Origin of the sequence: Pediococcus claussenii ATCC BAA-344 (assembly GCF_000237995.1) — a bacterium.
Lineage (GTDB): Bacteria > Bacillota > Bacilli > Lactobacillales > Lactobacillaceae > Pediococcus > Pediococcus claussenii.
Map to the genome: position 1 here is coordinate 572640 of NC_016605.1, position 23774 is coordinate 596413.

25 protein-coding genes and 1 other RNA gene are annotated in these 23774 nt (G+C 36.2%); 21 read left to right on the top strand and 5 right to left on the bottom strand.

Translation table 11 applies throughout. From position 1 onward, the window contains the following. Both tsaE and PECL_RS02705 read left to right on the top strand, forming a co-directional pair. Complete coding sequence (tsaE, locus tag PECL_RS02700) at positions 1 to 471, top strand: tRNA (adenosine(37)-N6)-threonylcarbamoyltransferase complex ATPase subunit type 1 TsaE (RefSeq protein WP_014215062.1); 471 nt, start codon at positions 1 to 3, stop codon at positions 469 to 471. Then, positions 464 to 955 (top strand): GNAT family N-acetyltransferase, encoded by a 492-nt coding sequence (locus PECL_RS02705; protein ID WP_014215063.1) that lies wholly within the window; start codon positions 464 to 466, stop codon positions 953 to 955. Before tsaE ends, PECL_RS02705 begins: the two co-directional genes overlap by 8 nt. On the opposite strand, the gene PECL_RS02710 is transcribed toward PECL_RS02705, so the two are convergent. Further along, positions 948 to 1484: a 3'-5' exonuclease gene (locus PECL_RS02710; protein ID WP_014215064.1), complete on the bottom strand. Its 537-nt coding sequence runs from the start codon at positions 1482 to 1484 to the stop codon at positions 948 to 950. The two genes, PECL_RS02705 and PECL_RS02710, sit on opposite strands and share 8 nt — an antisense overlap. A 77-nt stretch (positions 1485 to 1561) precedes the next feature. On the opposite strand from PECL_RS02710, the gene PECL_RS02715 reads away from it, so the two are divergent. The 10 genes from PECL_RS02715 (at position 1562) to PECL_RS02760 (ending at position 11955) form a co-directional block, all read left to right on the top strand. Further along, positions 1562 to 2473 carry a Gfo/Idh/MocA family protein gene (locus PECL_RS02715; RefSeq protein ID WP_014215065.1) on the top strand — a complete coding sequence of 304 codons (912 nt, stop codon included), beginning with the start codon at positions 1562 to 1564 and terminating at the stop codon, positions 2471 to 2473. A gap of 32 nt (positions 2474 to 2505) precedes the next feature. Continuing rightward, positions 2506 to 3405 carry a UDP-N-acetylmuramate dehydrogenase gene (gene murB, locus PECL_RS02720; protein WP_014215066.1) on the top strand — a complete coding sequence of 300 codons (900 nt, stop codon included), beginning with the start codon at positions 2506 to 2508 and terminating at the stop codon, positions 3403 to 3405. Positions 3406 to 3649: 244 nt separating this feature from the next. Then, positions 3650 to 4501: a diadenylate cyclase CdaA gene (gene cdaA / locus PECL_RS02725; protein WP_014215067.1), complete on the top strand. Its 852-nt coding sequence runs from the start codon at positions 3650 to 3652 to the stop codon at positions 4499 to 4501. Next, on the top strand, positions 4498 to 5295 hold the full coding sequence (locus tag PECL_RS02730; protein ID WP_014215068.1) for a CdaR family protein: 798 nt from the start codon (positions 4498 to 4500) through the stop codon (positions 5293 to 5295). Before cdaA ends, PECL_RS02730 begins: the two co-directional genes overlap by 4 nt. 28 nt (positions 5296 to 5323) lie before the next feature. After that, positions 5324 to 6685 carry a phosphoglucosamine mutase gene (glmM, locus tag PECL_RS02735; protein ID WP_014215069.1) on the top strand — a complete coding sequence of 454 codons (1362 nt, stop codon included), beginning with the start codon at positions 5324 to 5326 and terminating at the stop codon, positions 6683 to 6685. A gap of 208 nt (positions 6686 to 6893) precedes the next feature. Further along, on the top strand, positions 6894 to 8708 hold the full coding sequence (glmS, locus tag PECL_RS02740) for a glutamine--fructose-6-phosphate transaminase (isomerizing) (RefSeq protein ID WP_014215070.1): 1815 nt from the start codon (positions 6894 to 6896) through the stop codon (positions 8706 to 8708). A gap of 259 nt (positions 8709 to 8967) precedes the next feature. Continuing rightward, the gene (locus tag PECL_RS02745; RefSeq protein WP_014215071.1) at positions 8968 to 9282 is read left to right on the top strand and encodes a hypothetical protein; all 315 of its coding nucleotides are present in this window, start codon (positions 8968 to 8970) and stop codon (positions 9280 to 9282) included. A gap of 77 nt (positions 9283 to 9359) precedes the next feature. After that, positions 9360 to 9740 carry a hypothetical protein gene (locus PECL_RS02750; protein ID WP_014215072.1) on the top strand — a complete coding sequence of 127 codons (381 nt, stop codon included), beginning with the start codon at positions 9360 to 9362 and terminating at the stop codon, positions 9738 to 9740. A gap of 182 nt (positions 9741 to 9922) precedes the next feature. Further along, positions 9923 to 10267: an ArsR/SmtB family transcription factor gene (locus PECL_RS02755; RefSeq protein ID WP_148265539.1), complete on the top strand. Its 345-nt coding sequence runs from the start codon at positions 9923 to 9925 to the stop codon at positions 10265 to 10267. An 11-nt stretch (positions 10268 to 10278) separates the two neighbouring features. Beyond that, positions 10279 to 11955, top strand: a complete 1677-nt coding sequence (locus PECL_RS02760; protein WP_014215074.1) for an oleate hydratase — start codon at positions 10279 to 10281, stop codon at positions 11953 to 11955. 131 nt (positions 11956 to 12086) lie between these two features. Here PECL_RS02760 and PECL_RS02765 read toward each other — a convergent pair whose 3' ends face one another. Continuing rightward, positions 12087 to 12920: a polysaccharide deacetylase family protein gene (locus PECL_RS02765; RefSeq protein ID WP_050899559.1), complete on the bottom strand. Its 834-nt coding sequence runs from the start codon at positions 12918 to 12920 to the stop codon at positions 12087 to 12089. A gap of 328 nt (positions 12921 to 13248) precedes the next feature. Here PECL_RS02765 and PECL_RS02770 point away from each other — a divergent pair, with 328 nt between their 5' ends. The 3 genes from PECL_RS02770 (at position 13249) to PECL_RS02780 (ending at position 16210) form a co-directional block, all read left to right on the top strand. Next, complete coding sequence (locus PECL_RS02770; RefSeq protein ID WP_041534573.1) at positions 13249 to 14445, top strand: GGDEF domain-containing protein; 1197 nt, start codon at positions 13249 to 13251, stop codon at positions 14443 to 14445. After that, positions 14429 to 15193 (top strand): EAL domain-containing protein, encoded by a 765-nt coding sequence (locus tag PECL_RS02775; protein ID WP_014215077.1) that lies wholly within the window; start codon positions 14429 to 14431, stop codon positions 15191 to 15193. The genes PECL_RS02770 and PECL_RS02775 overlap by 17 nt, the downstream gene beginning before the upstream one ends. A 66-nt stretch (positions 15194 to 15259) precedes the next feature. Beyond that, the gene (locus tag PECL_RS02780) at positions 15260 to 16210 is read left to right on the top strand and encodes a 2-hydroxyacid dehydrogenase (protein ID WP_041534574.1); all 951 of its coding nucleotides are present in this window, start codon (positions 15260 to 15262) and stop codon (positions 16208 to 16210) included. Between the two features lie 155 nt (positions 16211 to 16365). Here the strand turns inward: PECL_RS02780 and PECL_RS02785 are convergent, their stop codons facing one another. After that, entirely contained in the window at positions 16366 to 17178 is an 813-nt protein-coding gene (locus PECL_RS02785; RefSeq protein ID WP_014215079.1) for a LicD family protein, read from the bottom strand. A gap of 129 nt (positions 17179 to 17307) precedes the next feature. Here PECL_RS02785 and PECL_RS10215 point away from each other — a divergent pair, with 129 nt between their 5' ends. Next, entirely contained in the window at positions 17308 to 17457 is a 150-nt protein-coding gene (locus PECL_RS10215; protein WP_014215080.1) for a hypothetical protein, read from the top strand. A gap of 32 nt (positions 17458 to 17489) precedes the next feature. Then, positions 17490 to 17860: a transfer-messenger RNA gene (gene ssrA, locus PECL_RS09820) on the top strand. A 134-nt stretch (positions 17861 to 17994) separates the two neighbouring features. On the opposite strand, the gene PECL_RS02790 is transcribed toward ssrA, so the two are convergent. Continuing rightward, on the bottom strand, positions 17995 to 19146 hold the full coding sequence (locus PECL_RS02790) for a site-specific integrase (protein ID WP_014215081.1): 1152 nt from the start codon (positions 19144 to 19146) through the stop codon (positions 17995 to 17997). Positions 19147 to 19345: 199 nt separating this feature from the next. Continuing rightward, a complete protein-coding gene (locus tag PECL_RS09705; RefSeq protein ID WP_014215082.1) occupies positions 19346 to 20164 on the bottom strand; it encodes a helix-turn-helix domain-containing protein in 819 nt (272 codons plus the stop codon). A gap of 342 nt (positions 20165 to 20506) precedes the next feature. On the opposite strand from PECL_RS09705, the gene PECL_RS02805 reads away from it, so the two are divergent. From PECL_RS02805 to PECL_RS02820, 4 genes are all read left to right on the top strand, one after another. Further along, positions 20507 to 20776, top strand: coding sequence for a MerR family transcriptional regulator (locus tag PECL_RS02805; protein ID WP_014215083.1), 270 nt, complete (start codon positions 20507 to 20509; stop codon positions 20774 to 20776). A gap of 239 nt (positions 20777 to 21015) precedes the next feature. Continuing rightward, positions 21016 to 21252: a hypothetical protein gene (locus PECL_RS02810; protein ID WP_041534576.1), complete on the top strand. Its 237-nt coding sequence runs from the start codon at positions 21016 to 21018 to the stop codon at positions 21250 to 21252. Next, positions 21242 to 22084: a bifunctional DNA primase/polymerase gene (locus PECL_RS02815; protein WP_041534577.1), complete on the top strand. Its 843-nt coding sequence runs from the start codon at positions 21242 to 21244 to the stop codon at positions 22082 to 22084. The genes PECL_RS02810 and PECL_RS02815 overlap by 11 nt, the downstream gene beginning before the upstream one ends. Continuing rightward, the gene (locus PECL_RS02820) at positions 22041 to 23603 is read left to right on the top strand and encodes a DNA primase family protein (protein ID WP_050899561.1); all 1563 of its coding nucleotides are present in this window, start codon (positions 22041 to 22043) and stop codon (positions 23601 to 23603) included. Before PECL_RS02815 ends, PECL_RS02820 begins: the two co-directional genes overlap by 44 nt. Positions 23604 to 23774: the final 171 nt, after the last annotated feature.

The following is a 23774-nucleotide window of genomic DNA, read 5'->3' on the forward strand; positions in this document are numbered from 1 at the left end:
ATGGAAATAGTTCAATTAAAAAATGAAGATGAAACACTGCAATTTGGTGAAAAACTGGGTAAAAAGCTCGAGGCAGATGATGTTTTAATCCTAAACGGAGATTTAGGAGCTGGCAAAACGACTTTAACAAAGGGAATTGCCAAGGGATTAGGAATTAAACGTTATGTTAAAAGTCCAACATACACAATTATTCATGAGTATCATGATGGTAGGTTGCCACTATATCATATGGATGCATATCGTTTAGAGGACGGTGGCGCAGATGATTTAGGCTTAGATGATTATTTTATGGGCGGCGGAGTAACTGTTATCGAGTGGCCACAGTTTGTTGAAGACTTTTTGCCTGATGAATATATGATTATTAATATCGATCGCAGTAGTGATAATCGTCAACGCTTTGTGACAATGGAAAGCCACGGGGAACATTTTGCTCAGATAATTAAAGAAATGGGTAATTGGAATTTTGAGTGATGAAGTAGGACTTAGAGAAGCATCTTTTGGGGATGGGGAACAGATTTTTACGTTGTTTTCCGAGTTAAACTTAGAATCGGACAGCTTACAAATGGACGATCTTAGTGATAGGTCAATTTCTAAAATTAATAAACAACTCGCGTTTATTCAATCAAGTTCAACTAACTTGATTTTAGTTGCGACACTTGGGGATGAATTGATTGGAGTTATCACAATTATTCAAAGTAATAGTGTCGAAGAAAGGACTGCTGAATTAGGTGTGGGTGTTTTGAAAGAATACTGGCACCAGGGAATTGGCAGCATGTTGGTTGACGAAGCACTGTATTGGGCACAAAATTTTAGCGACTTGAATTCTATCTGGTTAGACGTTTTTGCTGATAATCAGTACGCATACCGTATTTATCAATCGATGGGATTCACGCTAACAAAAAAAGCCGTCCAGAATGGACGACGAGTGATTCATATGGAGCTTGAGTTTAACTAATATTGCGAACAAATGGTTGAATTGATTCTGGTCCGAATTCTTCAGTTTCCTTAAGAAGAATATTTGCGCATGCCTTGCTATCATCAAGAGCGTTATGGTGATGATCAAGCTCAATTCCTAGGCTGCTGCAAAGAGTATTCAGCTTGTGGTTGGGGAGGAATGGATAAAATTGCTTAGAAGTTTTTAGAGTATCAATTGATAGATATGGTAGACGACCAATTTGGTAACGTTCCAGAGTTTTCTTAAGAACGCTATTATCAAAGGAAGCATTGTGAGCCACAACAATCTGATCTGGTGTGAAAAATTCACTGATGTATGGCCAAAGTTCTGGAAAAGTGGGAGCGTCTACAACATCTTCTTCATGAATGCCATGAACCTGTATATTACGCCAGTTGAATTCAACTTCGGGATTGATGAGGGAATAGAGTTCATCTGTTATCTGATTGTTTTGAATAATGGTAAGCGCGATTGAGCAAGCACTATCACGGTTTGGTGCAGCGGTTTCGAAATCCATTGCTATAAAATTCATTTGTTATCCTCTATTATTAGTGTAGTAAATATATTCATTTTATCCAATAAGAAAAGAACAGTAAAGGAGTATGAACTGTGAAAAAAATTGGAGTAATTGGACTTGGGACAATCGCACAAAAAGCATATCTCCCAGTTTTTGCAGATTTACGAGAAAATTATGATTGGGTACTAACAACTCGTGACGGAGAAAAGTTGAGTAGCTTGGCTCTTAAATATGGATTTAAGAAGGGCTTTCAATCTATTGGTGAGCTTCTTAAATCAGGGATTGATGCGATATTCATTCATACGCCAACAGCGACACATTACGATATTATAAAAAAATGTTTGAATGCAGGAATTGATGTTTATGTTGATAAACCAATCTCAGAAAATTTAGACGAGGTTACAGAAATGTATAATTTAGCTGAATCAAAGGGGCTGTTATTAACTTGTGGGTTCAATCGTAGATTTATCCCATTTAATAAACAAATTAGGCTAGACACTAATCGGCGTGTTGAGGTTGTTAAGAACAGGATCGGGGAACAACAGGACGTTAATTATGCTATTTTTGATCTCCTATTACACTGTGTTGATACAGCAATTTTTGAAATGGGTACTTCAAAAGCAATTTATGAGTCAGGATTAATTCAGGCAAAAGATCAAAAACTAGTCTCGGCCGAAGTAGTAATGAGAGACGGTTTTAAAGTTGGACGAGCTGTGATTGATATGCAGGCCGGGGCTAACCGCGAAACGGTTCAAGTTGTTAATGAAAAGGGCATTATGCAAGTTAAAGATTGTCGACAATTAGATATTATAGCTGACGCAAGTGACCAAACTTTTATGGCGCCAGATTGGGAAAGTAATTTGATTACAAGAGGGTTTCAACCATTAATTTTAGATTTTTTGAAGGCATTGGATACTCGTAATAATCCAGTTCCACCTGAGACAGCAATCTTAAGTCATAAGATTTGCACGGATTTAATAAGCCGTGCGAAAGTGCTAAAATAACTAAATGTTTAATTCGAAAAAGGGGAAAAGAAATGAGAACTTCCATTGATGAGGCATTTCCAGAAATGCGTATTTTAAGTGATGAACCATTGTCAAAATATACCAATACTAAAACGGGTGGACCGGCCGATGTACTCGTTTTCCCTGAATCGGTCACTGAAACTAAACGATTAGTATTATGGGCCAAAGAAACTCAAACTCCTTTAACGGTGATTGGAAATGCAAGTAATTTAATTGTTAGAGATGGTGGAATTCGAGGGTTAACCCTGATTTTAACCAAACTAAATCATGTAACCGTTGATAATAATGAAGTGTTGGCAGAAGCTGGAGCAGCCTTGATTCAAACTACGGAAGTTGCATACGAAAATGGTTTGACAGGAATTGAATTTGCTGCAGGAATTCCTGGTTCAATTGGGGGTGCTGTGTTCATGAATGCTGGCGCCTATGGTGGCGAAATTAGCGAAGTGGTTTCAGAAGCTGAAGTTCTTACCAGAGATGGTGAAATCAAGCGACTTACTAATCGTGAACTTGATTTCGGATATCGTCATAGTAGTGTGCAGGATTATGACGATATTGTTCTTTCAGCAACGTTCAAGTTGCGAAGTGGTGATAAAACAAAGATTCGTAGTCGGATGGACGAGTTGAACTTCTTGCGGGCGTCAAAACAGCCATTAGAGTATCCTTCCTGTGGTAGTGTTTTTAAACGTCCGACTGGATATTTTACTGGCAAATTAATTCATGAAGCAGGATTGCAGGGCTTCACAATTGGTGGCGCGCAAGTTTCAAAAAAACATGCTGGGTTCATTATTAACGTTGGCGGTGCGACAGCAACTGACTATCTCGACGTTATTCACTATGTTCAAGAAAAAGTTAACGAACAATTTGGTGTACCTTTGGAAACTGAAGTACGAATTATTGGTGAAGAAAAATAGTTTACGAGAGAACTAGTTTTTAGCTGATCAAAGCTAAATAAAAATAAAATCCTATTTGATGGTATGAGTATATTTTCTAAACCTCAGTGATGCTGGTTTCAATAATTATTCAGGCTATAAAATGGATTTTTTTTGTTAGGGAAATACTTACTAATTTAAATGAATTTATTTATTAAGAATTCATTTGATTTTATTGAAATGGTATAATTCTTGTGAAACGCAAATTTGAAGGAGGGACGTATTTATGGACATTGATTGGTCCCAACTATTAACGTGGAGTAATCTGATTAACTTGGTAGACATTGTAGTTGTTTGGTTTGTTATCTATGAGTTAATTATGTTGTTGAGGGGTACTAAAGCAGTTCAATTATTTAGGGGTATCATGGTTATTATCGTGATAATGCTAATTAGTTGGTACTTGGGACTTGGAACTGTATTTTGGATCATGAATCAGGTGATTAACTGGGGTGTAATTGCTATGGTTGTAATCTTTCAACCTGAAATTCGACGTGGCCTGGAGCATCTTGGACGTGGCTCAATCTTTGCAAGAAATCGTTCGCAAAATGAAGCGGAAGAGAAGATGATCGAAGCATTGGATAAGGCAATTCAATATATGGCCAAGCGGCGAATTGGAGCACTAATCTCAATTCAAATGGAGACCGGATTAGAAGATTATATCGAGACAGGTATCCCCCTTGACGCTGACATATCCGGGGAATTATTGATCAACATTTTTATTCCAAATACACCATTACATGACGGTGCTGTTATCATTCGTAATCATAAAATTGCTGTTGCGGCTGCTTATCTACCGCTTTCCCAAAGTAATTTAATTCCTAAAGAATTAGGGACTCGTCATAGGGCGGCTGTTGGAATGAGTGAAGTGACCGACGCCTTAACCGTTGTTGTTTCGGAAGAAACTGGTGAGGTTTCCATCATGAAGGATGGCGAGCTATTACGTGATATGGATCAGGAAAGTTATTTACGTTATTTCCGAGCACATTTAATTAGTGATGATGAAGTCGACGCACATCCTTTCTTTACTTCGATTGGGGAAAATATTGCAGGCTTCTTTAAAGGAGGTAATCGCAAATGAAAAACTTCCTTACAAAGAATTGGATGTACCGTATTTTAGCATTATTGTTAGCAATTGCCTTATTTACTTATGTAAAAACTGAGCGCCTTTCTTCAACTAGGTTCACTGGGGTGCACTCTAATAATAATTCAATTTTAATGTCAAATAAAACTAGCACAATTACGATGCCAGTTGACTTGGATATAAATAATTCTCAGTATATAGTGACGGGATATCCTGCAAAAGTTAAGATAGAGTTGTCTGGGCCAAGTGCTTTAGTGGCCACAACCGTGAACACACAAAACTTTAAAGTTTATCTTGGGTTGAGGGGACTATCAACTGGAACTCACAAGGTTAGTTTTAAGACAAGCGGTTTGAATAAGGATCTATCGGCTAAAGTGAATCCTGGTACGACCAAGGTGACTATTGCGGAACGTAAAACAGAGTCATTCGATATTCAGACGAGATTTGATAAGAACTTAGTGAAAAAGGGGTATGTTGTTGGAACGCCGCAACTTAGTACCTTAGCAACAACGGCGACTGGATCAGTTTCTGATATTGAAAAAATATCACAAGTTGTTGCGGATGTTTCGATTCCAAAAGATACGAAGTCTGATTTACATGCACAAGTAATGTTGCAGGCCCTTGATTCTAGAGGATATATTGTTAATGTTATTTTAAGTCCGCAGACGATCAACGTAACGTTACCAATCAGTAAGCAGTCAGATAAACAAAAGAACGACGATAAACAGTCTGAAGCTTCTTCGACTTCGTCCGGTCAAACCAGTTCAAGCTCAACAAATCAATCGAATTAAATATAGATAAAAAGGAGAATTACTAATTATGAAGTTAAAATATTTTGGAACAGATGGTGTTCGTGGAATTGCTAATGAAACCTTAACACCTGAGTTAGCATTTCGATTAGGTCGAACCGGTGGGTATATATTAACCCAACACGCTAAGGATGGGAAGACTCAACCACGTGTGCTTGTTTCACGAGATACTCGTATTTCTGGGCAACTGTTGATGCAGGCTCTAATCTCAGGATTATTATCTGTTGGAATTGAAGTTATGGATATGGGTGTAGTAACAACTCCTGGTGTAGCATATTTGGTTCGTCGACAAGAGGCTGATGCAGGTGTTATGATCACCGCCTCACATAATCCAGTTCAAGATAACGGAATTAAGTTTTTTGGATCTGATGGTTACAAGCTTTCAGATGAATTAGAAGCCGAAATTGAAGAATTGTTAGATGCTGAGAAAGATGAACTGCCTCGTCCATCCGCAAAAGGATTGGGAACAGTTACTGATTATCCAGAGGGAGCACTTAATTACATTTCCTTTTTAGAGCAAACTATTCCCGATGATCTAGGTGGGTTGAACATAGCAATTGATGCTGCCAATGGAGCAACAAGTAATTTTGTGTCTCAGATTTTTGCTGATTTAAATACGGACTTTGTAACAATGGGAACTAAACCAGACGGATTAAATATTAACGATGGAGTTGGTTCGACCCATCCTGAGGCACTTGCTAAGTTTGTGATTGAAAAAGGTGCTGACATGGGAGTCGCATTTGATGGTGACGGGGATCGATGTATTGCGGTTGATGAAAAAGGAAATATCGTTGATGGCGACAAGATTATGTTTATTTGTGGTAAGTATTTAAGTGAACGTGGTCGCTTGAAAAAAGACACGGTGGTTACGACGGTTATGAGCAATCTTGGTCTGTACAAGGCGTTAGAGGCTAATAATTTAACTTCTGTGAAAACACAAGTTGGTGATCGCTACGTTGTTGAAGAAATGTTGAAGAGTGGTTATAACTTGGGTGGAGAGCAATCTGGTCATATTGTATTCCTCGATCACAATACAACTGGCGATGGAATGTTGACCGCTATTCAACTTATGTACGTTGTGAAGCAATCCGGTAAGAAGTTATCTGAGTTAGCGGAAGAAGTCCATACTTATCCGCAAAAGCTGATTAATGTAAAGGTCCAAGATAAGAAGATGGCGCTTGAAAACCAAGCTATTAAAGATGTAATTGAACAGGTTGAAAAAGAAATGAATGGTGATGGGCGTGTACTTGTACGACCATCCGGTACAGAAGATTTGCTAAGAATTATGGCTGAGGCTGCTACTCCTGAAGCAGTTGACATGTATGTGGATCGTATCGTCGCCGTTGTTAAGAGCGAGGTTGGTCGTAACTAAATTTATATTTTTTAATGCTTTTTGTAAGATCCTCGAATGATGACTGCTTAGTCATTATTAGGGGTCTTTTTTTGTTGAATCAAGCAACATTAATGAATGTACCATTTTTGGAAACACATATATACCAATAAAAATATTGACAATTAAAACTATTAGTAATATAGTATTTACATGAATAAACCAATTAAATAAAAAGAGGTATATTAATATGTGTGGAATTGTTGGCGTTGTTGGTGATCCAGATGCATTAAACATTTTGGTTAGTGGACTAAAAAAGCTTGAGTATCGTGGATACGATTCGGCCGGAGTGTATGTTACGGGTGAAAATCAATCTGATTATCTTGTAAAGGCTCAGGGAAAGATTGCTAATCTAGAGAAAAAAATCACAGATGATGTGCATGGAACAACTGGGATTGGACATACTCGTTGGGCTACACATGGTGAACCAAGTGTTGATAACGCGCACCCTCATTTTTCAAATGACCATCGTTTCTACCTAGTTCACAATGGAGTTATTGATAATTTTAATGAGTTAAAGCAACGGTATTTAGCTGATATTGACTTTAAGAGTGAGACTGATACTGAAGTTGTTGTACAGCTAGTTTCTAAGTTTGCTAATGAAGGTTTAGACACAAAAGAAGCATTTAAAAAATCACTTAGTTTGTTGAATAATTCCTCCTATGCATTTTTATTGATGGATCAGAAGGACCCTAATACAATTTACGTTGCAAAAAATAAAAGTCCAATGTTAATTGGCTTGGGAGACGGTTTTAATGTTATTTGTAGTGATGCACTAGCAATGTTACAACGGACAAACCGCTTTATGGAAATTCACGATGGTGAAATGGCAACTATTTCTGCCAAGGATGTCAAGATTGAAGACAAAGATGGCAATCAGATTACACGAGAGCCATTTGAAGTTGATGTGGATGCTGCTGACATAAATAAGGGTGCGTACCCGTATTACATGTTAAAAGAAATTGACGAACAGCCAGCTGTTATTCATCGCATTCAGAGTGCTTACCTTAACAAAAATGAGGTTCAACTTAATTCGAATTTGATGGATAAGCTTACCAATGCTTCACGTATTTATATTGTTGGGGCCGGGACAAGTTATCATGCCGGTCTGGTCGGCAAACACTTATTCGAAAAGATTGCCCAGATTCCTACTGAAGTTGTTGTATCATCGGAGTTTGCGTACGATGATCCTTTGATTGAACAGGATGCATTCTTCATTTTCTTGAGTCAAAGTGGGGAGACGGCAGATAGCCGGCAAGTTTTGGTACGAGTAAACGATGAATGGAAGAAACCTAGTTTGACGATCACAAACGTTGCTAATTCTACACTAGCACGGGAGGCAGAATTTTCCGTGACATTAGAAGCAGGACCTGAGATTGCGGTTGCATCTACCAAAGCATATACAGCTCAGATTGCGTTAGAAGCTATTATTGCAACAGCGATTGGGCGTACCAAGAATTTCGAAATGGCGCAAAACTTAGATATTGATTTAGAACTAAGCAAGGTTGCTAATGCCATGCAAGCAGTTGTTGATGAGAAAGGTCGAATTGAACAAGTGGCCGTTGATAATTTATCTGATACACGAAATGCTTTTTATATAGGACGTGGTTTGGATTACTTTGTAGCACTTGAAGCATCACTTAAGTTAAAAGAAATTTCGTATATTCAGGCGGAAGGTTTTGCGTCTGGCGAGCTCAAGCATGGGACAATTGCTTTAATTGAAAAGGGAACACCAGTACTTGGGATCATTACTCAACCGCAAACGGCTGATAACACGCGAAGTAATTTACAGGAAACTAAAGCGCGGGGAGCTAACGTCATCACCATTGTTAGTGAAAGCTTAGCGCAAACGGAAGATACGCTGATTATTCCAGATGTAAACCCAGATTTTGCGCCGTTAGTTAGTGTAGTAGTTGGACAGTTAATGGCCTACTATGCAACGTTACAACGGGGTTATAATGTTGACCAACCTAGAAATTTAGCTAAAAGTGTAACAGTTGAATAAAAAAAAGGTTGACCAAAAAGAGTGTAAGCGCTATCATAAATGTTGTTAGGTAGTTGCGCATCTCCTACCTACAATCAATTCTCTTTCTCTCTTATGCGGAATCCAACATGGTTGGGTTCCTTTTTTGTTGCACAATTCTAGTTACAACCGTTAAAAAATTAGATAAGGACTAAATTAAAAAAATAGGCATTAAATAATTGCATCGTTCTTTCTGAATTTTGATATATAATTAATTCAGATAAAAAAATAGGAGATTGTAATGAAGAGCAATGAAACTTTTACGTTAATACAAGAGATTACCCGTTTGGATGGTACAAAATACATTGAAATCGGTAATATGATGATGAATGGGAGGGCCGAGCTTGCAGCTGAGCGTGGGTACATAAAATCAGTCCGTATTTTACAATTAAATATTTCACATTCGCAACACGTGATTAACTATGAAAAATACATTGGAGAACGTTATGAGATGCCTGATGAAGATATGGATCATTGGGAAGAGTGGGTGCGTGACCAAAAGGCACAGGATGATTTTGATGCAATAATGCACGAAAATCATATTGTAGTTGATTAGGCATATTTCTTGTGAATGATTTGTAGGCTACGTATCATTAAATGGTACATAACACTACGAAGAATAGGAGAATTACTATGAGTGAAGTCGGCGCATATCTTGCCAATCTTTCAGCAGTTATGAACAGAAAACCTACGAGTGATGAGGTTGGACAATTTGTTGAGCACCCTGAATTGGTTCAGCAGGTAGACGAGCAAGCCTGGGCAGTTCCTTTTTATAACCCGTTAGATATTTATTTAGTTTGTTTTGTTAATCCAGATGGTAACGTTATAATTGCCGCAAGTGAGGGGTATATCAGTCATTCAACTAAATCTGTAGTGTTGATGTCACCGATTCCATTGGGGATGGCTCTTCAAAAAATTGGAAATAAGGATGCAGAGTTTGCCCATAGACAATTACATTTGTTTGAGGAATTTGTAACAAGTGGAATTCTCACATGGTGTAAAGTGGATTTTTGATGCAAATAATAGAGAATCGTAAAGTTAGATTATTAGGAGATGGCAGAGTTAAACTTGCGTTGTCTCTTATTTTTGATTATATGGTTTTAACTTTATATAAAGTTAATGGAAACGGTTGCAAAAAATCGCTAAATAAGTTAATATATTTATAGATTTAAATATATAAATAAGAGGTGGTGCGTTTGAGCTTTGATGAGATGACGGCTTCACAAAGAGAGGCTTTAGCACTGTTTGTAGATGATATCGAAGTACTGAACGCGTTGGCTGACAGTAATAGACAACGAATTATCATTTTACTTGGATCTCATCTGAGGACGGGAATGACGGTTACTGAGATTACGGGGCAGATGAATTTATCCCAACCAGCTGTTTCGCACCATTTAAAGATTTTAAAGCAAGTCAAAATCGTTGGATCCAAAAAGAATGGATTACAGAATATCTATTCTTTAACGTTGGATAATACTTTATTAAAACTTGAGAAACTAGTGGCATCAATTCGGGCTTCTCTACAAGATATTGAAGAATAGGAGTGGTTTTAATGGCAAAAGCATACATGATTGGAACAGGAATTGGAAACTTAGCAGCTGGAATTTATTTAATTCGTGATGGTGGCTGGAGTGGTAGCCAAATTACGATGTTTGGTTTGGAAACCCACGGTGCAAACGATGGTGCGGCTGTAGCAGACTATGAGAATGAATATTCAAATACACAACTCTCTAACGATAAGGGGTTTCTTGCTAAGGGTGGACGGATGCTCAACGAAGAAACCTACGAAAATTTTTGGGATTTACTTCGAAGCGTGCCTTCTTTAGACAATCCTGGGCAGTCGGTTACTGATGATATTTTGAACTTTGATCACGCACACCCAACACATGATGTTGCTCGATTGATGGATAAGGAAAATGGCATACGCAACAACGGTGGAAAAGATGATTATTCACACATGAAGTTTAACAATAAAGACCGTATGTTACTAACTAAGTTAATAATGATGCCTGAAAGCAAGGAAGAAAAATTAAACGACATCAGTATTAAAGAATGGTTTAAAGACAGTCCACATATGTTTACAACTAACTTCTGGTATATGTGGGAAACAACTTTCGCTTTCAAAAAAGAAAGTTCTGCAATGGAATTACGTCGTTATATGAACCGAATGATTCTAGAATTCAGTCGTATTAATACGCTGGAGGGTGTCACGCGTACACCATATAATCAATACGAAAGTGTCATTTTACCAATGCGCAAATACCTTGAAGATCAAGGAGTTACATTTGTGAATAATCGTAAAGTCACAGCGTTCCAATTTAAGGACACCGCATTACGAGACGATATTGTAGTTACAGGGCTAGAGTATGAAGATGTTGCAGGTGAAAAGCAATCGGGTGTGATTTCGGTTGATGAAAATGATTTAGTATTTGATACAAATGGTTCTGTTACCGATAGTTCATCAATGGGTGATTTAGATACACCAATTAAAGAGAACATGGAATATGCGCCTAGTGCAAAACTATGGAAACAAGCAACTGAACATTTTTATAATTTAGGTAACCCAGATAAGTTCTTCAATGATCGATCCCAAAGTGAGTGGTTGAGTTTCACAATTACAACGAATAATCATTATCTACTTAATCAAATTCGTCGTATAACGCAACAAGAACCAGGCAATGCTTTAAATACATGGATTGATAGCAATAATTTATTATCAATTGTTGTCCATCATCAGCCTCATTTTCATGCTCAAAAAGAGAATGAAACTGTTTTCTGGGGTTACGCAATGTTCCCACGTAAGAAGGGGGACTATGTAGATAAAGCGGTTATTGACATGACAGGTCGTGAAATCTTACAAGAGTTATTAGGACATCTTGCAGAGGTTGATCCAGCTGCTGACAATATTCGTAACCATGAAGAAGAGATTATGAAGAGCGTGGTTAACGTTGTACCAGTCTTTATGCCGTACGCAAGTGCATTGTTCAATCAGCGAGCATTAGGGGATCGCCCTGACGTTGTACCAAAGAATTCAAAGAACCTAGCTTTCATTAGCCAATTTGCTGAAATGCCTTTTGATATGGTATTTACGGAACAATATTCTTTTAGGGCAGCACAGATTGCGGTTTATCATTTTATGGGAATACCAGATTCAGAATTAACACCAGTACACCATTATGAAAAAGATCCTAAGGTACTGGCTAAAGCTACAAAAACAATGTTTAGATAAGATTGTAAACAAAAAGAACAAATGATAAGGAAATTATCTCATAGTTGCTAGAGCAACGGTTTAGCTTGGATGAGAATATTTCAAAAATCATTTGTTCTTTTTTGTGGGCGCTAAATTGCTCATAAGTTTAACTATTTACCAGTTTGAATCAATTTAAAGAACGCGGAGTGGCTTAGTTTTGGAACTATCCGAATCCTTTTTAGGTTGAATTGTCCTTGATTAATATTAGCTAAACCGGGTTGCGTTGTAATGCCAAGAGTGTATCCGGCTCTTTTTGCAATCGAGGCGGTTTCATCATTAATACGACCAGCAGGGTAGCAAATAACACTCGTATCTTGGTTGAAGGTTTTATCTAACCATTTTTTTGATTGAACCATTTCATTAGTCTGTTGCTCACCTCCCAATATGTCCAAATCTTGGTGTGTAACTGTATGACTTTCAATATTAATGTTACCAGATGCGATCATTTTTTTTGCTTGGCCGATCGTTAAGTGATTTTTTCGTTTGGCAAATGAAGTTATGAAGTTAATTGTTGCATGTAATTTGTATTTTTGGATGACAGGAAATGCTTTTCGATAGTTATTCTCATAGCCATCATCAAGAGTAATCCAAATAAAAGGACGATTAGGGACCTCATGTTTCATAATGACTCGTGCCGCTTCTCTAGGTGTCAAGGTGTAATAGTTTTTTTCTTTAAGCCACTTCATCTGCTGATTAAACTGATCTGAAGGTATTCTTAGTGTGTTTGTACTTGGTGAAATACTATGATACATCAAAATTGGAAGATTGGGATTTCCCTTTATATGTTTCCATTTGATTGGTGATGGATTTCTTTGTGGTACGTGTTTATGAATCGAATTAGTTTGAGTGCTTACTTTTTTTGAGTGAGTATTGGAACATCCAGACAAAATAAATATAAAAAGTACCATTAAAAGAGGTGCCAGTTTATTTTTTGAAATTTTCATGTTATTCCCCATAAGTGATTTTTAAGAAATTATTCCTTAAACTCAGTATGGAATAATCATAATTTAAATTCAAGGTGAGCTGTGAATAACGTTATTGGATAAATATCCTGAAAATAATACATATTTTTTCAAACTTGTATGGAATAATAAAACAAGCAAACTGTATGGTAAACACTTATAGATAGTTTGAAATAAAACTAGATAATAAATTCCATTTTAATTGGTTACAGTGGAAATACGAAAAATAGGTTAAGTTATTCCGTTTAAAAGTGAGACACAAACAATGAGAATAACATCGTTGAGATCTGTAGAAAGAAAGTGAGTTTGTTTGGCGAATATAATTAAAGTACATGAGTTTATAAAGTTTGTAATTGACTTTTTCACCTTTAATAGTGCTGTTATGGGTGTTTTCACGGTAGGTGTTCTGTTTCTGTTAGTATTTTTTGCGTATCTGATTGAAAACTTTACGAAAAAGATTGGCAGATTTCAAGAAATAATTAGTTGGGGAATATGGATATTACTTCTCGGTGCATGTATGTTATTTCTGCAAGGATCATTCAGTATTTTAGACGTTAATAGCAGTGCAGGTTGGGAGCATAGTAATTTACAATTGGCAGTATTGTTTTATTGTATCTATAACATTCGTAATAAGGGCATTCTGATTTTCAATTTAATTATGCCAATTGTGGTATACGGATCGCAGAGTGGCAACGGATCGCTTTCGAACCAAGTAATGTTTTTAATCTGTTATTTTATTTTGGCAGTAGTGGTAATTATGATTGATCGCTTTGCAGATCGGCTAATCGATTCTGGGTTTTTATACTGGCTTTCAATGATCATATTTGCGATTAGTTGGTGGATAATCATTTGGGGGTTATACCGGTTTAATGTTGAAATAATGCTTGTTAGAATTGCAGATTTTATTGTGGGTATGGGTATTATTCATTTCTTCAATAGATTTGTTCGGAATATTTTTCAACAATATGTTGGGCTTAAACATGATGTTCAATTTGATGAGTTAACAGGTGCCAAAAATAGGGCTAGTTTTGATCAAGTTGCTGAGGAAGTTTATCAAGTATATAAAAAGGAAAGCGTGCCACTTTCAATGGCCATGTTTGATATCGATAATTTTAAAAATTTTAATGATACATATGGACATTTAATTGGGGATGAAATTCTTAAAAAAGTTGTTAAACACTTTCAGAAAGAATTATTTCAGAAAAGAACTGGCGGTGAAATTTTTAGAATTGGGGGTGAAGAGTTCTTTGTTATATTGCGTGGATATGATAGTAAAAAAGCAAGTAAAGTAATAACGGATATTAGAGATGATCTATTCGGAGAGCCCATTATGATTGGGGACAGGCAGGTTAGAATAACGATTTCATGTGGTATCACTATGGTAAATGGTAATGATACGAATTTTAAAAAAATTTTTGAGCGTTTAGATAGTTATCTCTATGCTTCTAAGAACAGTGGAAAGAATCGAATGACTGTTGAGGGAACTATTTATGATTTTTCATCGTAAAGTGGCAAATGGTTGGGGGGCTAATATGGAAGATACTGAAAAAATAAATAGTTTATGCACGTTTAGACAACCGATTTTTGATGTGGGTGATGGCAGACCAGACAATTTTAGAATTAACGGATATGAAATATTATTAAGAAAACTTGACGAAGAAACGAGTTTTCCAACAGATTTATTCAAAAGAGTTATTAAAGATGATCAAAGTAATGCACTTTTTTTAAAATGGCTTGGTGAGAGACTTGAACAGATATTTAAGGTGGACACTTATTTTGAGTATTCAATTAACCTTGATCCCCAACAATTAACTTACGAAAGTACTTTTGATTTCTTAAATAAAATGAAGGTGTTTAGTAGTCAGCTTACAATTGAGATTACGGAAGCAATTCCCTTAAAACGGGAGGTAGATGGTTATTTTGACTATTCTTTGGTTCCATTTTTAAAACGAATAAAATTGCTGGGATTTAAATTGGCACTTGATGACGTTTCATCTGGTATTAATAGTTTAAATATGGTTTGGCGTTGCACGAAGTATATCTCACGTATTAAACTGTCAGTTTTGCATATTGAATTTAACGATGTTTCTTTAGCTAAAAAAATAATAAATTTGTGGGATAACCTTTCCAAAGTGATGAATGTTGAATTAGTAATCGAGGGAATTGAATCAAGAGAGTTTAGGGATTGGATTTCTAAAAATACGGACGGATTTCAGCAGGGGTATATTCTGGCGTATCCCAGTAAGTTGGGATAACGCATTTGTTTGTTATTGAACTAAAAAAGTTTTACGATAAGCATAAATGAATATTGGAGGATGGCTATGAGTGATAAAGCAGTGGTTTTAAACGCGGGAGTTGTTAATTTTGATAAAAGAATTGACTACTCAAAGATTGCATCAAATGTGGTTATATATGATGAAACACCAGAAGATAAAATAATTGAAAGGGTTAGTGGATGTACTGTTGTTGTTACTAAAGAGATGACGCTGAGTGGGGATATCATTAAGAAATTTCCAGCAAGTGTCAAAATGATTTGTGAATCGGGAACAGGCTTTAACAATATTGATTTAAAAGCAGCAACAGAAAAGAAAATTGTAGTTTGCAATATTCCTGATTATAGTAGTAAACGAGTTGCTCAGACAGCGATTATGTTTATTCTTAACTTAGCAAGTTCGATGCAAAAGCAAATTAGTATGTTAACAAACGGTAATCATGATAATTTTCAAAAACATCTAATGGTTGATCATGTTGAGGTTAACAATAAGGTTCTAGGTGTATTCGGATTTGGGCATGTTGCAAAACAAATCATCCAAATTGCCCAAGCAATGGACATGAAGGTCATAGTTGCAACGCGAACTAAACGAGATGATTTTAACGGTATTCATTTCACAACGAATGAGGAAGTGTTGAAAAATAGTGATTTCATCTCACTTAATGTACCATTAAATAACGCAACTAAGCATATGATCAATGAGCAAGCTCTAAAGTTAATGAAGAAATCTGCCTTCATTGTTAATACTGCGCGAGGAGGTTTGATTGATGAACCTGCTCTAATTGATGCTCTTCAAAACGGAGAGATTGCGGGCGCAGGTTTAGATGTTCAAGAAGTTGAACCTCTTCCTGATGATAGCCCATTATATAATATGGACAACGTGATTATTACGCCGCATATGGGATGGAAGGGGCTTGAAACTAGGGAGCGATTAGTAACAATGATTGGTGAAAATATTACGGCTTTTGTTGAGGGAAATACTATTAATCAAGTTAACTAGAAAAAATATAACAAAGTTAGCTGAGTTATGAATTAATGGCGTTTTATGTGAAAGCAATCAAAGCTGAAGACGGGTAATGTATTAAAAACGGACGCTCAATAAAAAATAGTTCATAATTATGTAAACTATTTTTTATTGAGCGTCCCATTTCTTATTTATTCTATCTGTTTTCCATTAATTTTTAACATATCAATGTGCTTGGCAACTTGATCTTTTACTGGTGGAAGCTCCATATATGAACCGTACATTCTAGTTAAGATTTGATCATATAGAAGGGGGATACTAACTTCAATTGATTCAAAATCATGTGTGGTTAGTTTGGTGAGTTCCGCAAGACTCAAAACTTCTTTATCATATGCATACTGGGATGCATAGTTTTTTAGATGATGAAAAGGTTCATTGTCATATAAGCGCATAATGTTTTCCCGTCGTTCCTTCATCTTTGCAACATTCATAAAGAGATCGAGGGATTTATTTTCCGCGTCTCTACGAAATGGTGTTTTGATTATGTTATATCCCAGACGAACAAGAATGGCTGTATCATAAAATTGGAAACGACTATAAACAGATTGACGTACTTCGGGTTGGTTTGGAACCATATCAAACGGAAATATGTCAACAAAAACCCCCTTACGAGCGTCATTAACATTGTACTTTTCTTCTATATAGGTATTGGTATCCAGTATTTTCATATAGCTAAATGCAAAATTGGGGTCCGTATCGGCGGTCTGCATGAAATAATGATTATGTTGAAATTCAAGTGGAGCAACTCGCGCAAATTTATCGTAATTTCTCCGCGTCATTCCTAAATCAACGTCGTCATCCCAGGGTATAAAACCGTTATGTCTAATTGTGCCTAAAAGTGAACCGCCAATCATCATATATTGTATGTCATGGCGTTTACAAATATCGATAATGACTTTTAATGTTTCTAATTCAACGGCATGTAATTCGTCAATCTGTGTCATAACTGAGTCTCCTTTGGTATACTTAAATTGTTACATTTTAAGATAGTTTAAGCAATAGTTTAAGTTAGTTGACATTCGATTCAATAATTATTAGTATATCGGTAAGATTCATTTAAGGAGGGGTTTACAATGCGTAAAACAAAGAATGCTTTGCTCGATTATCTTTTAAAGAATTTAGAAAATTCTGAGTTAGTTGATAGATTGTTAGGACGGTTACAAGCTCAGGGGCAGCTTGCTTTAAAACCAATTCCAATTGAAAACCCACGTAATAGACGATAATCCTGTGATATAATGGTTGTTGTAAGTGTTTTGGGGTCGTTAAGGATTCGACAGGTGTGGGTTGAACCGTGATTGCACTTCGTAGGTTGCGACTACGTTAAAACGCTCAGTTTAAATTATAACTGCAAAAAATAATAACAATTCTTACGCTTTAGCTGCTTAATACCAGCTTAGTGTAGATCCAGCTAACTTTGTTCGCGGGTTTGATCTGGGTCCTAAATTAGCGGACTTGCGCTTAGTCATTTCGTTTGGATGATTAAGAAGAGGATTTTCAGACTAGTGGTTCATGGGTGCCCTGTCATACGGCGTTTTGAATCATGAAACTTAAATAGTATGAATATAAGTGTAGAGGTTGCGGTGGCAACATGCTTGGACGCGGGTTCGACTCCCGCCGACTCCATTTTTAATAATTTATCCCGTTGTATACAGCGTAAAAACGTTGATATGACGGGATTTTTATTTTTTGAGATTTTGCTAAATTCAATTTGACTAAGTTCAAACTTAGTCAAAAACTTAGTCATTTTTACCCGAATAGGGTTATTCTAGAAATTTTTCTAGTTTGCTCAATGCCAAAATATTTTGTTCCTGTGTTGTATGAGTATAAACATCTAAAGTTGTCGAACTGTCAGCACGAGAGTGACCTAATCTGGCTTGTGTCTCTTTGAGACCTACACCAGCTTGGTAAAGCATAGTGGCATGTGTATGGCGAAACCCGTGAACGCTAATGTGTGGCAAGTCAGTATTTTCAATCAACTGTTTAAGCCACTTACTAGGGGTGTTCATTGATTTAAAATGGTTTTTGTTACTAGCAAATACTAATTGTTCTTGGCTGTTAACATTGAACCCCAAACGAATGTATAGCGTCCTTTGAGCTAGTTTCCAGCGTTTAAGTGTATTTACTGTATAGTCATCTAAATCAATTGTACGGCGTCCTGCGTTACTCTTGGGGGCTTGTATAATCAATTTACCACCTAAGCCTTGAGTTAAAGTTTTATTCACTCGTAAAGTCTTTTGAGTAAAGTTAATATCTTCCCAAGTTAACGCTAATAATTCGCCTTTGCGAACTCCTGTGTAAGCGAGTGTTCTAAACATGGTAAACTTTTCTAGCTCTTCCTTAGGGTCTAGTAGCGTAAAGAACATGTGTAATTGTTCTCTTGTCCAAAAGTTGGCAGGCTTATCGCCTCTACTGTCCATGAGCTTAGACATTGTGACCATTTTAGTGGGGTCACGCTTGATTAATTCTTGCTTAAAAGCATAGTCAAAAACCATTGCCGTATAGTTAAACCACTTTTTATAACTCTTTGCTTCCTTGTACCATTTGTTTAATATTTTTTGGCACATGTTAACAGTAATTTTTGATATAATAAAGTTACCGAAAGCGGGAAGCACGTGTACTTTAAAAATACGTCTAGTTTTTTCGTCCGTACTTTCTCGTACTGTATTTATATATTGGTCATGCCATTCAGAGTAAACTTCTGAAAATAGCATGTCCTTTTTTGTTTCTAAGCCATCTTGTTCATCTACCTCAATTTTTAGCCGAGATAGTGCAAGCGTGGCTTCTTTTTTTGTCTTGAAACCTCTCCGAGTGGTTGTTTTTTGCTTGCCAGTTGTTGGGTCAATACCTGTGTAGACTTGAAATTTGTATCTGTTCTGACCGTTCTTTAATGCATATTTGATAATTTGTGTCATGATTTTTCCTCCGTATAACCGTACGCTTACAGGGCAATATAGTTTAAGAGGTAAAGCCCACTAGTGGAATCGAACCACTATATTAATCGCCAGATGTGGGGTGTGATGTCACTGAGCGGAATTTTCCGCTGTACTAATATATGATATGGGATTTTGTTTCAGATAATTGAATAAGGCAACGTTTTATAATGTTATGAGTTTAGTTTAATTTTACAAATTCAAATGAAATGTTTTGATTGAATTTTTTGTATTTAGAGCGGTCTCTATTTGGAATATCAAATTCGAATTTTGGCATAGACGATTCCCCATCAATTTTAACAACTGCACGCATGAATTCACCTTTTTTACCAACTGTCCGCAAGCTAATAATTATAAATTTATTTAAAAATAACTTTGCTAAATTAGAATCACCAATAAAAACATTCCACCAATTAGTAATTATCAGAGATAACATTTTCTTAAGGTTTTTTGTATTGAGTTTTTCAACAAAATCAATAATTGGACTCATGTCCTCATTTTCATCCTTTTTATAAAATGTAAATAAAATGAGACTAATATTAAAGCTTATGCTTTTTACATCCTTGGGCTTGGGGTCTAAAGGCATTAAACCAAACTGAAAATCAAAAGGCTCGAGATTACCAGTTTTTAATCTACCAACAAAAATAGCAACTTCGTCAGGTACCTGTGGAGGAGCTACTTTATTGTGCTTGCTGTCCTTTGCTGTGTGTGAAATGTTGGCTTCGAATGGAACATTTTCTTCGTTTTCAACATATACATTGTCAAAAGGGTACATGTATCTAAAGGAAAAGGTCGTAGTATCTTGTTGTTCAGTTAGAAGATCGCCCAAAGACACATTGAAGTAGTTCATTAACTTTTCCAAAGTGTCAAACTGTATTCCTTTGCTCTCGCCGTTAACCATTGAAGTTAAGGTTGGCCTTGAAATACCAGTTTCGGTTGAAAGCTTATTTATGCTCAATTTTTTTGAATGCATAAGTTCCTTTAGTTTTAGCTGTAACATTTAAATCACCTCATTGGAATTGTACATAATTATTAGCAACTATTCAAATTTATTTGCATTTATTATTGACAACCAAGTGAAAAGGCAATATGCTGTACATACGAATTACAATAAATTGAATTTTTTTGTAATTTAAATGTGCATGAAAGGAGGACCAATTTTTGAATAATAATATTTATTTTAATCTCAAACAAGCTATGGAATATATCAATGTTAATAGTTATCACACTTTACATAACTTGATTGACGATGGTCTTAAGGTCTCGGTTATAAATGGTGTTAAAAGGATTAGCAAAAAAGACATTGATAATTATATGAAATCCTTGACGGAGGTGAGAGTACATGAACATACCACTCAAGCTAGATGAAGAGGGACTAGCACAAATTAAAGCAGTAATGTTTGAAACTGCACAAGAGGCATTTAAAGAGGCTGGTAAGAAACAAAACTTTCCTCGTTATATGAGTAAGAAAGTGGCTAGTCAGTATTTAGATGTTTCATTTGTTACATTGCAGAAGTTTATAGAATCAGGTTTGCCAGTTATCCAAATTGGAGGAATTTCCAAGATTGATAAGGCAGACGCAGACGAGTTTTTGAACACACATAAAATTTAGCTTACAGGGTAAATAGTGGAGGTAATTAATATGTTTTTACAAGTTGCGTTAATGATGGGGTTCTTATTTTACTTAGGTCGCCATTATGATGATTTCTTTGAATAGAGGTACAGACATGAAAAAGAGGACAAAAAAACCACTAAGCATTGCAGTGCAAAGTGGCATAAATAAAGATATTAGCAAATATTTTTATGTCCCTAGTTTAACATTTTTAGACCTATTAGTGAAAGGGGATATATATGACAGCTAGATTTGAATTGAATCATAACATTACATTAGAACAGCTGAAAGGGTTAAGCGATAATGCTTTGCAACTATTATTAATTCTTTTAGATGGCAGGATTCATCAAGATAAGGCTACAGCTAAGAAGCTCAAAATTACTCTTGATGAACTTGGACAATGCTTTTTAGAGTTATCTAAGCATAATATTATCAAATTAAAGAATGGCAGTGAGGCACAAGCTAATGGAAAGTAAACCATTTAATCGTGCTAAGTATCTGGCCACAACGTTTGGCGTGAAGAGTTATGTGACTAACCCACAAACACGGGCACCATATGAAGAGGGCTACCCTGCCAATGCCACTAATGATATTGATAAGTTGGAAAAGATGTTTAGTGAGCACCTGAATGCCAATGTGAATATTAATTTGAAAGCCAGTGATTTACTAGTTTTAGATGTTGATAGACACGAAGAGAACAAAAACGGTGTTCATGCTCTATCAGAGTTGACCACTAAACATGGAGAGTTACCAGATACTTACTGGGAATCAACCCCGCATGACGGCATTCATTTCTTCTTTAAAGTTCCAGCTGGGGAAGAATTAAAAGCTAAGGTTAATTTTAAAAATGGGTTGGAATTAATTAACGACCAAATAATTATTGCGCCCTCTGCAGGCTACAAACCTACCAAAGATAGGGATTGGACAGATATAGCCGTGGCACCTCCGTGGTTGATTGAAATGGCTAGAGTGAAGAGAACGACCACCATTTCAGACAATGTAAAGCCATTTAGGAAGAAAGCACTGGCTTACTTCATTCATGATGTTGTGACGGCACCACAAGGCAATAAATCAGGGCGAAATAGTTATCTAGCCAAAATGATTGGCAAACTGTTAGCAACTGGAACCGACCCACAAGAAGCCTATGATTTTACATTTAATGTGCTAAACCAGAGTTTTGGCGGTTATCCGTTGCAAGATAAAGAAGTGAACAGAATATTTAAATCGATATTAAAAGAAGAAGCTAAGAGAAGAGGCGTAATGAGTGGAAAACAAAATACCTCAAGAAATGAAAGACCTAACGAATAGCCTCACAGTTGCGCCTGATGATTTTAGGCAACTTTCATTTGATGAACATGCTGAAAAAGGAGCAAATACATCTGCCGAGTGGGAAGCTATAGGGCGTAGTTATGTTGAATATTTAAATAATAGTTCCCCTGAATGGCTAATTTTTAAATTGAGTAGTCCATCTAAACGTAGCCAAGACATTAAGCATATTATTTTGTATGACAAATTAGGCGATGAGATTATTCAAGAAAATATGATTCAAAGATATTCAGCGTTACCAGAGGGAGCATATTATCAGAAAGAATACGGAACGTGGAAAACATTCCATCGCAACGAACTTCAAGCACTCGTTAAAAATGAAGTGATAAAAAAGCTAAAAGAAGTTGGTGTGTCATGGAGCTATAACGATAGTCGTTCAACAACCGAGTACGTAATTGGTGCCACTTATCAGCCTAATATACGAGGTAACCCATTTGAAAGTGCTAACCCTGAACTTGTAGCATTCAAGAATGGCACATACAACATCAACAGCGGGAAATTACAAGATAATTCCCCTGATAACATGTTGGTTAATGCTCACGATTACGAACTTAATATCAGTGGTAAACCGACCCCAGCCACTAATAAATTACTTGAGGGAATGATTACAGAACCAGCGGTTAACTTGTTTAAACAATTCGTCGGTTACATGTTTTATCATTCCCATGCTCCAATGCAAGACGCCATTTTTTTACACGGTAATGGTGGCGAGGGTAAAAGTACGTTGTTGAATTACATTAGTAAAGAAGTATTAGGGATTGATAATGTTTCAGCCGTTAAACCCCAAGACCTTACAGGCGAAAATAGGTTCAAGTTAATTCAATTATATTTGAAAGAAGCAAATATAGTACCTGATATAAAAAAGGGCTATTTACAAAACACTGATGTGCTTAAAACGCTGACAGGTGGCGACACCATGGACGCCGAAGAAAAAGGTGTGCAAGGCATTAATTTTACTAGTTATGCAAAACTGCTTTTTAGTGCCAATGATTTACCAACTTTCAGTGATAACTCAACCGGTTTTAAAGATAGATTGATGGTAATTGACCTAGTTAATGGCGATACACGTAAGCCTGATAACCACTTTTGGGATAGTCAAGACATGGATAAGGTAAGAGAAGAACGTAGTAGTTTTGTATTTGATTGTTTGACCAGGTTCAAAGAAGCGTTAGACAAACATAGATTTGATAAGCCTAGAAGTGTGATTGAAGCCACAGAAGCATGGCATAAAGATAATGACCACTTTGGAGAGTTTTTAGATGAATGGTGTGAGATTGATTTGACTAGTGGTAAGGGCGAAAAAGCAAGTTACGTAGTTAGTGCTTATAAGGAATTTTGCCAGATGAATAACTATTCAGACAAGACGACCGCACAAACCATTACCAGTAATCTGGCTAAATTGGGAGTGAAAAAGGATAAGTCAACTAAAGGCTGGAATAACAGCGACTATCAAGCGTGGCGATTTATAGGGCTGCGTTTGTTAAAAGAAAATTATCCATAATATCCAAACGTTATCCAGAATTTTATCCATAAATAATACTACTCTAACAAGGGATTATCCATAATATCCATAAAATATCTATAAATTGAATATATAGAAAAAATAAACACATATGATGAATTATTCATATACATTTGTTTTTCTATATAAAAGGATTGAAAGTTAAAAATT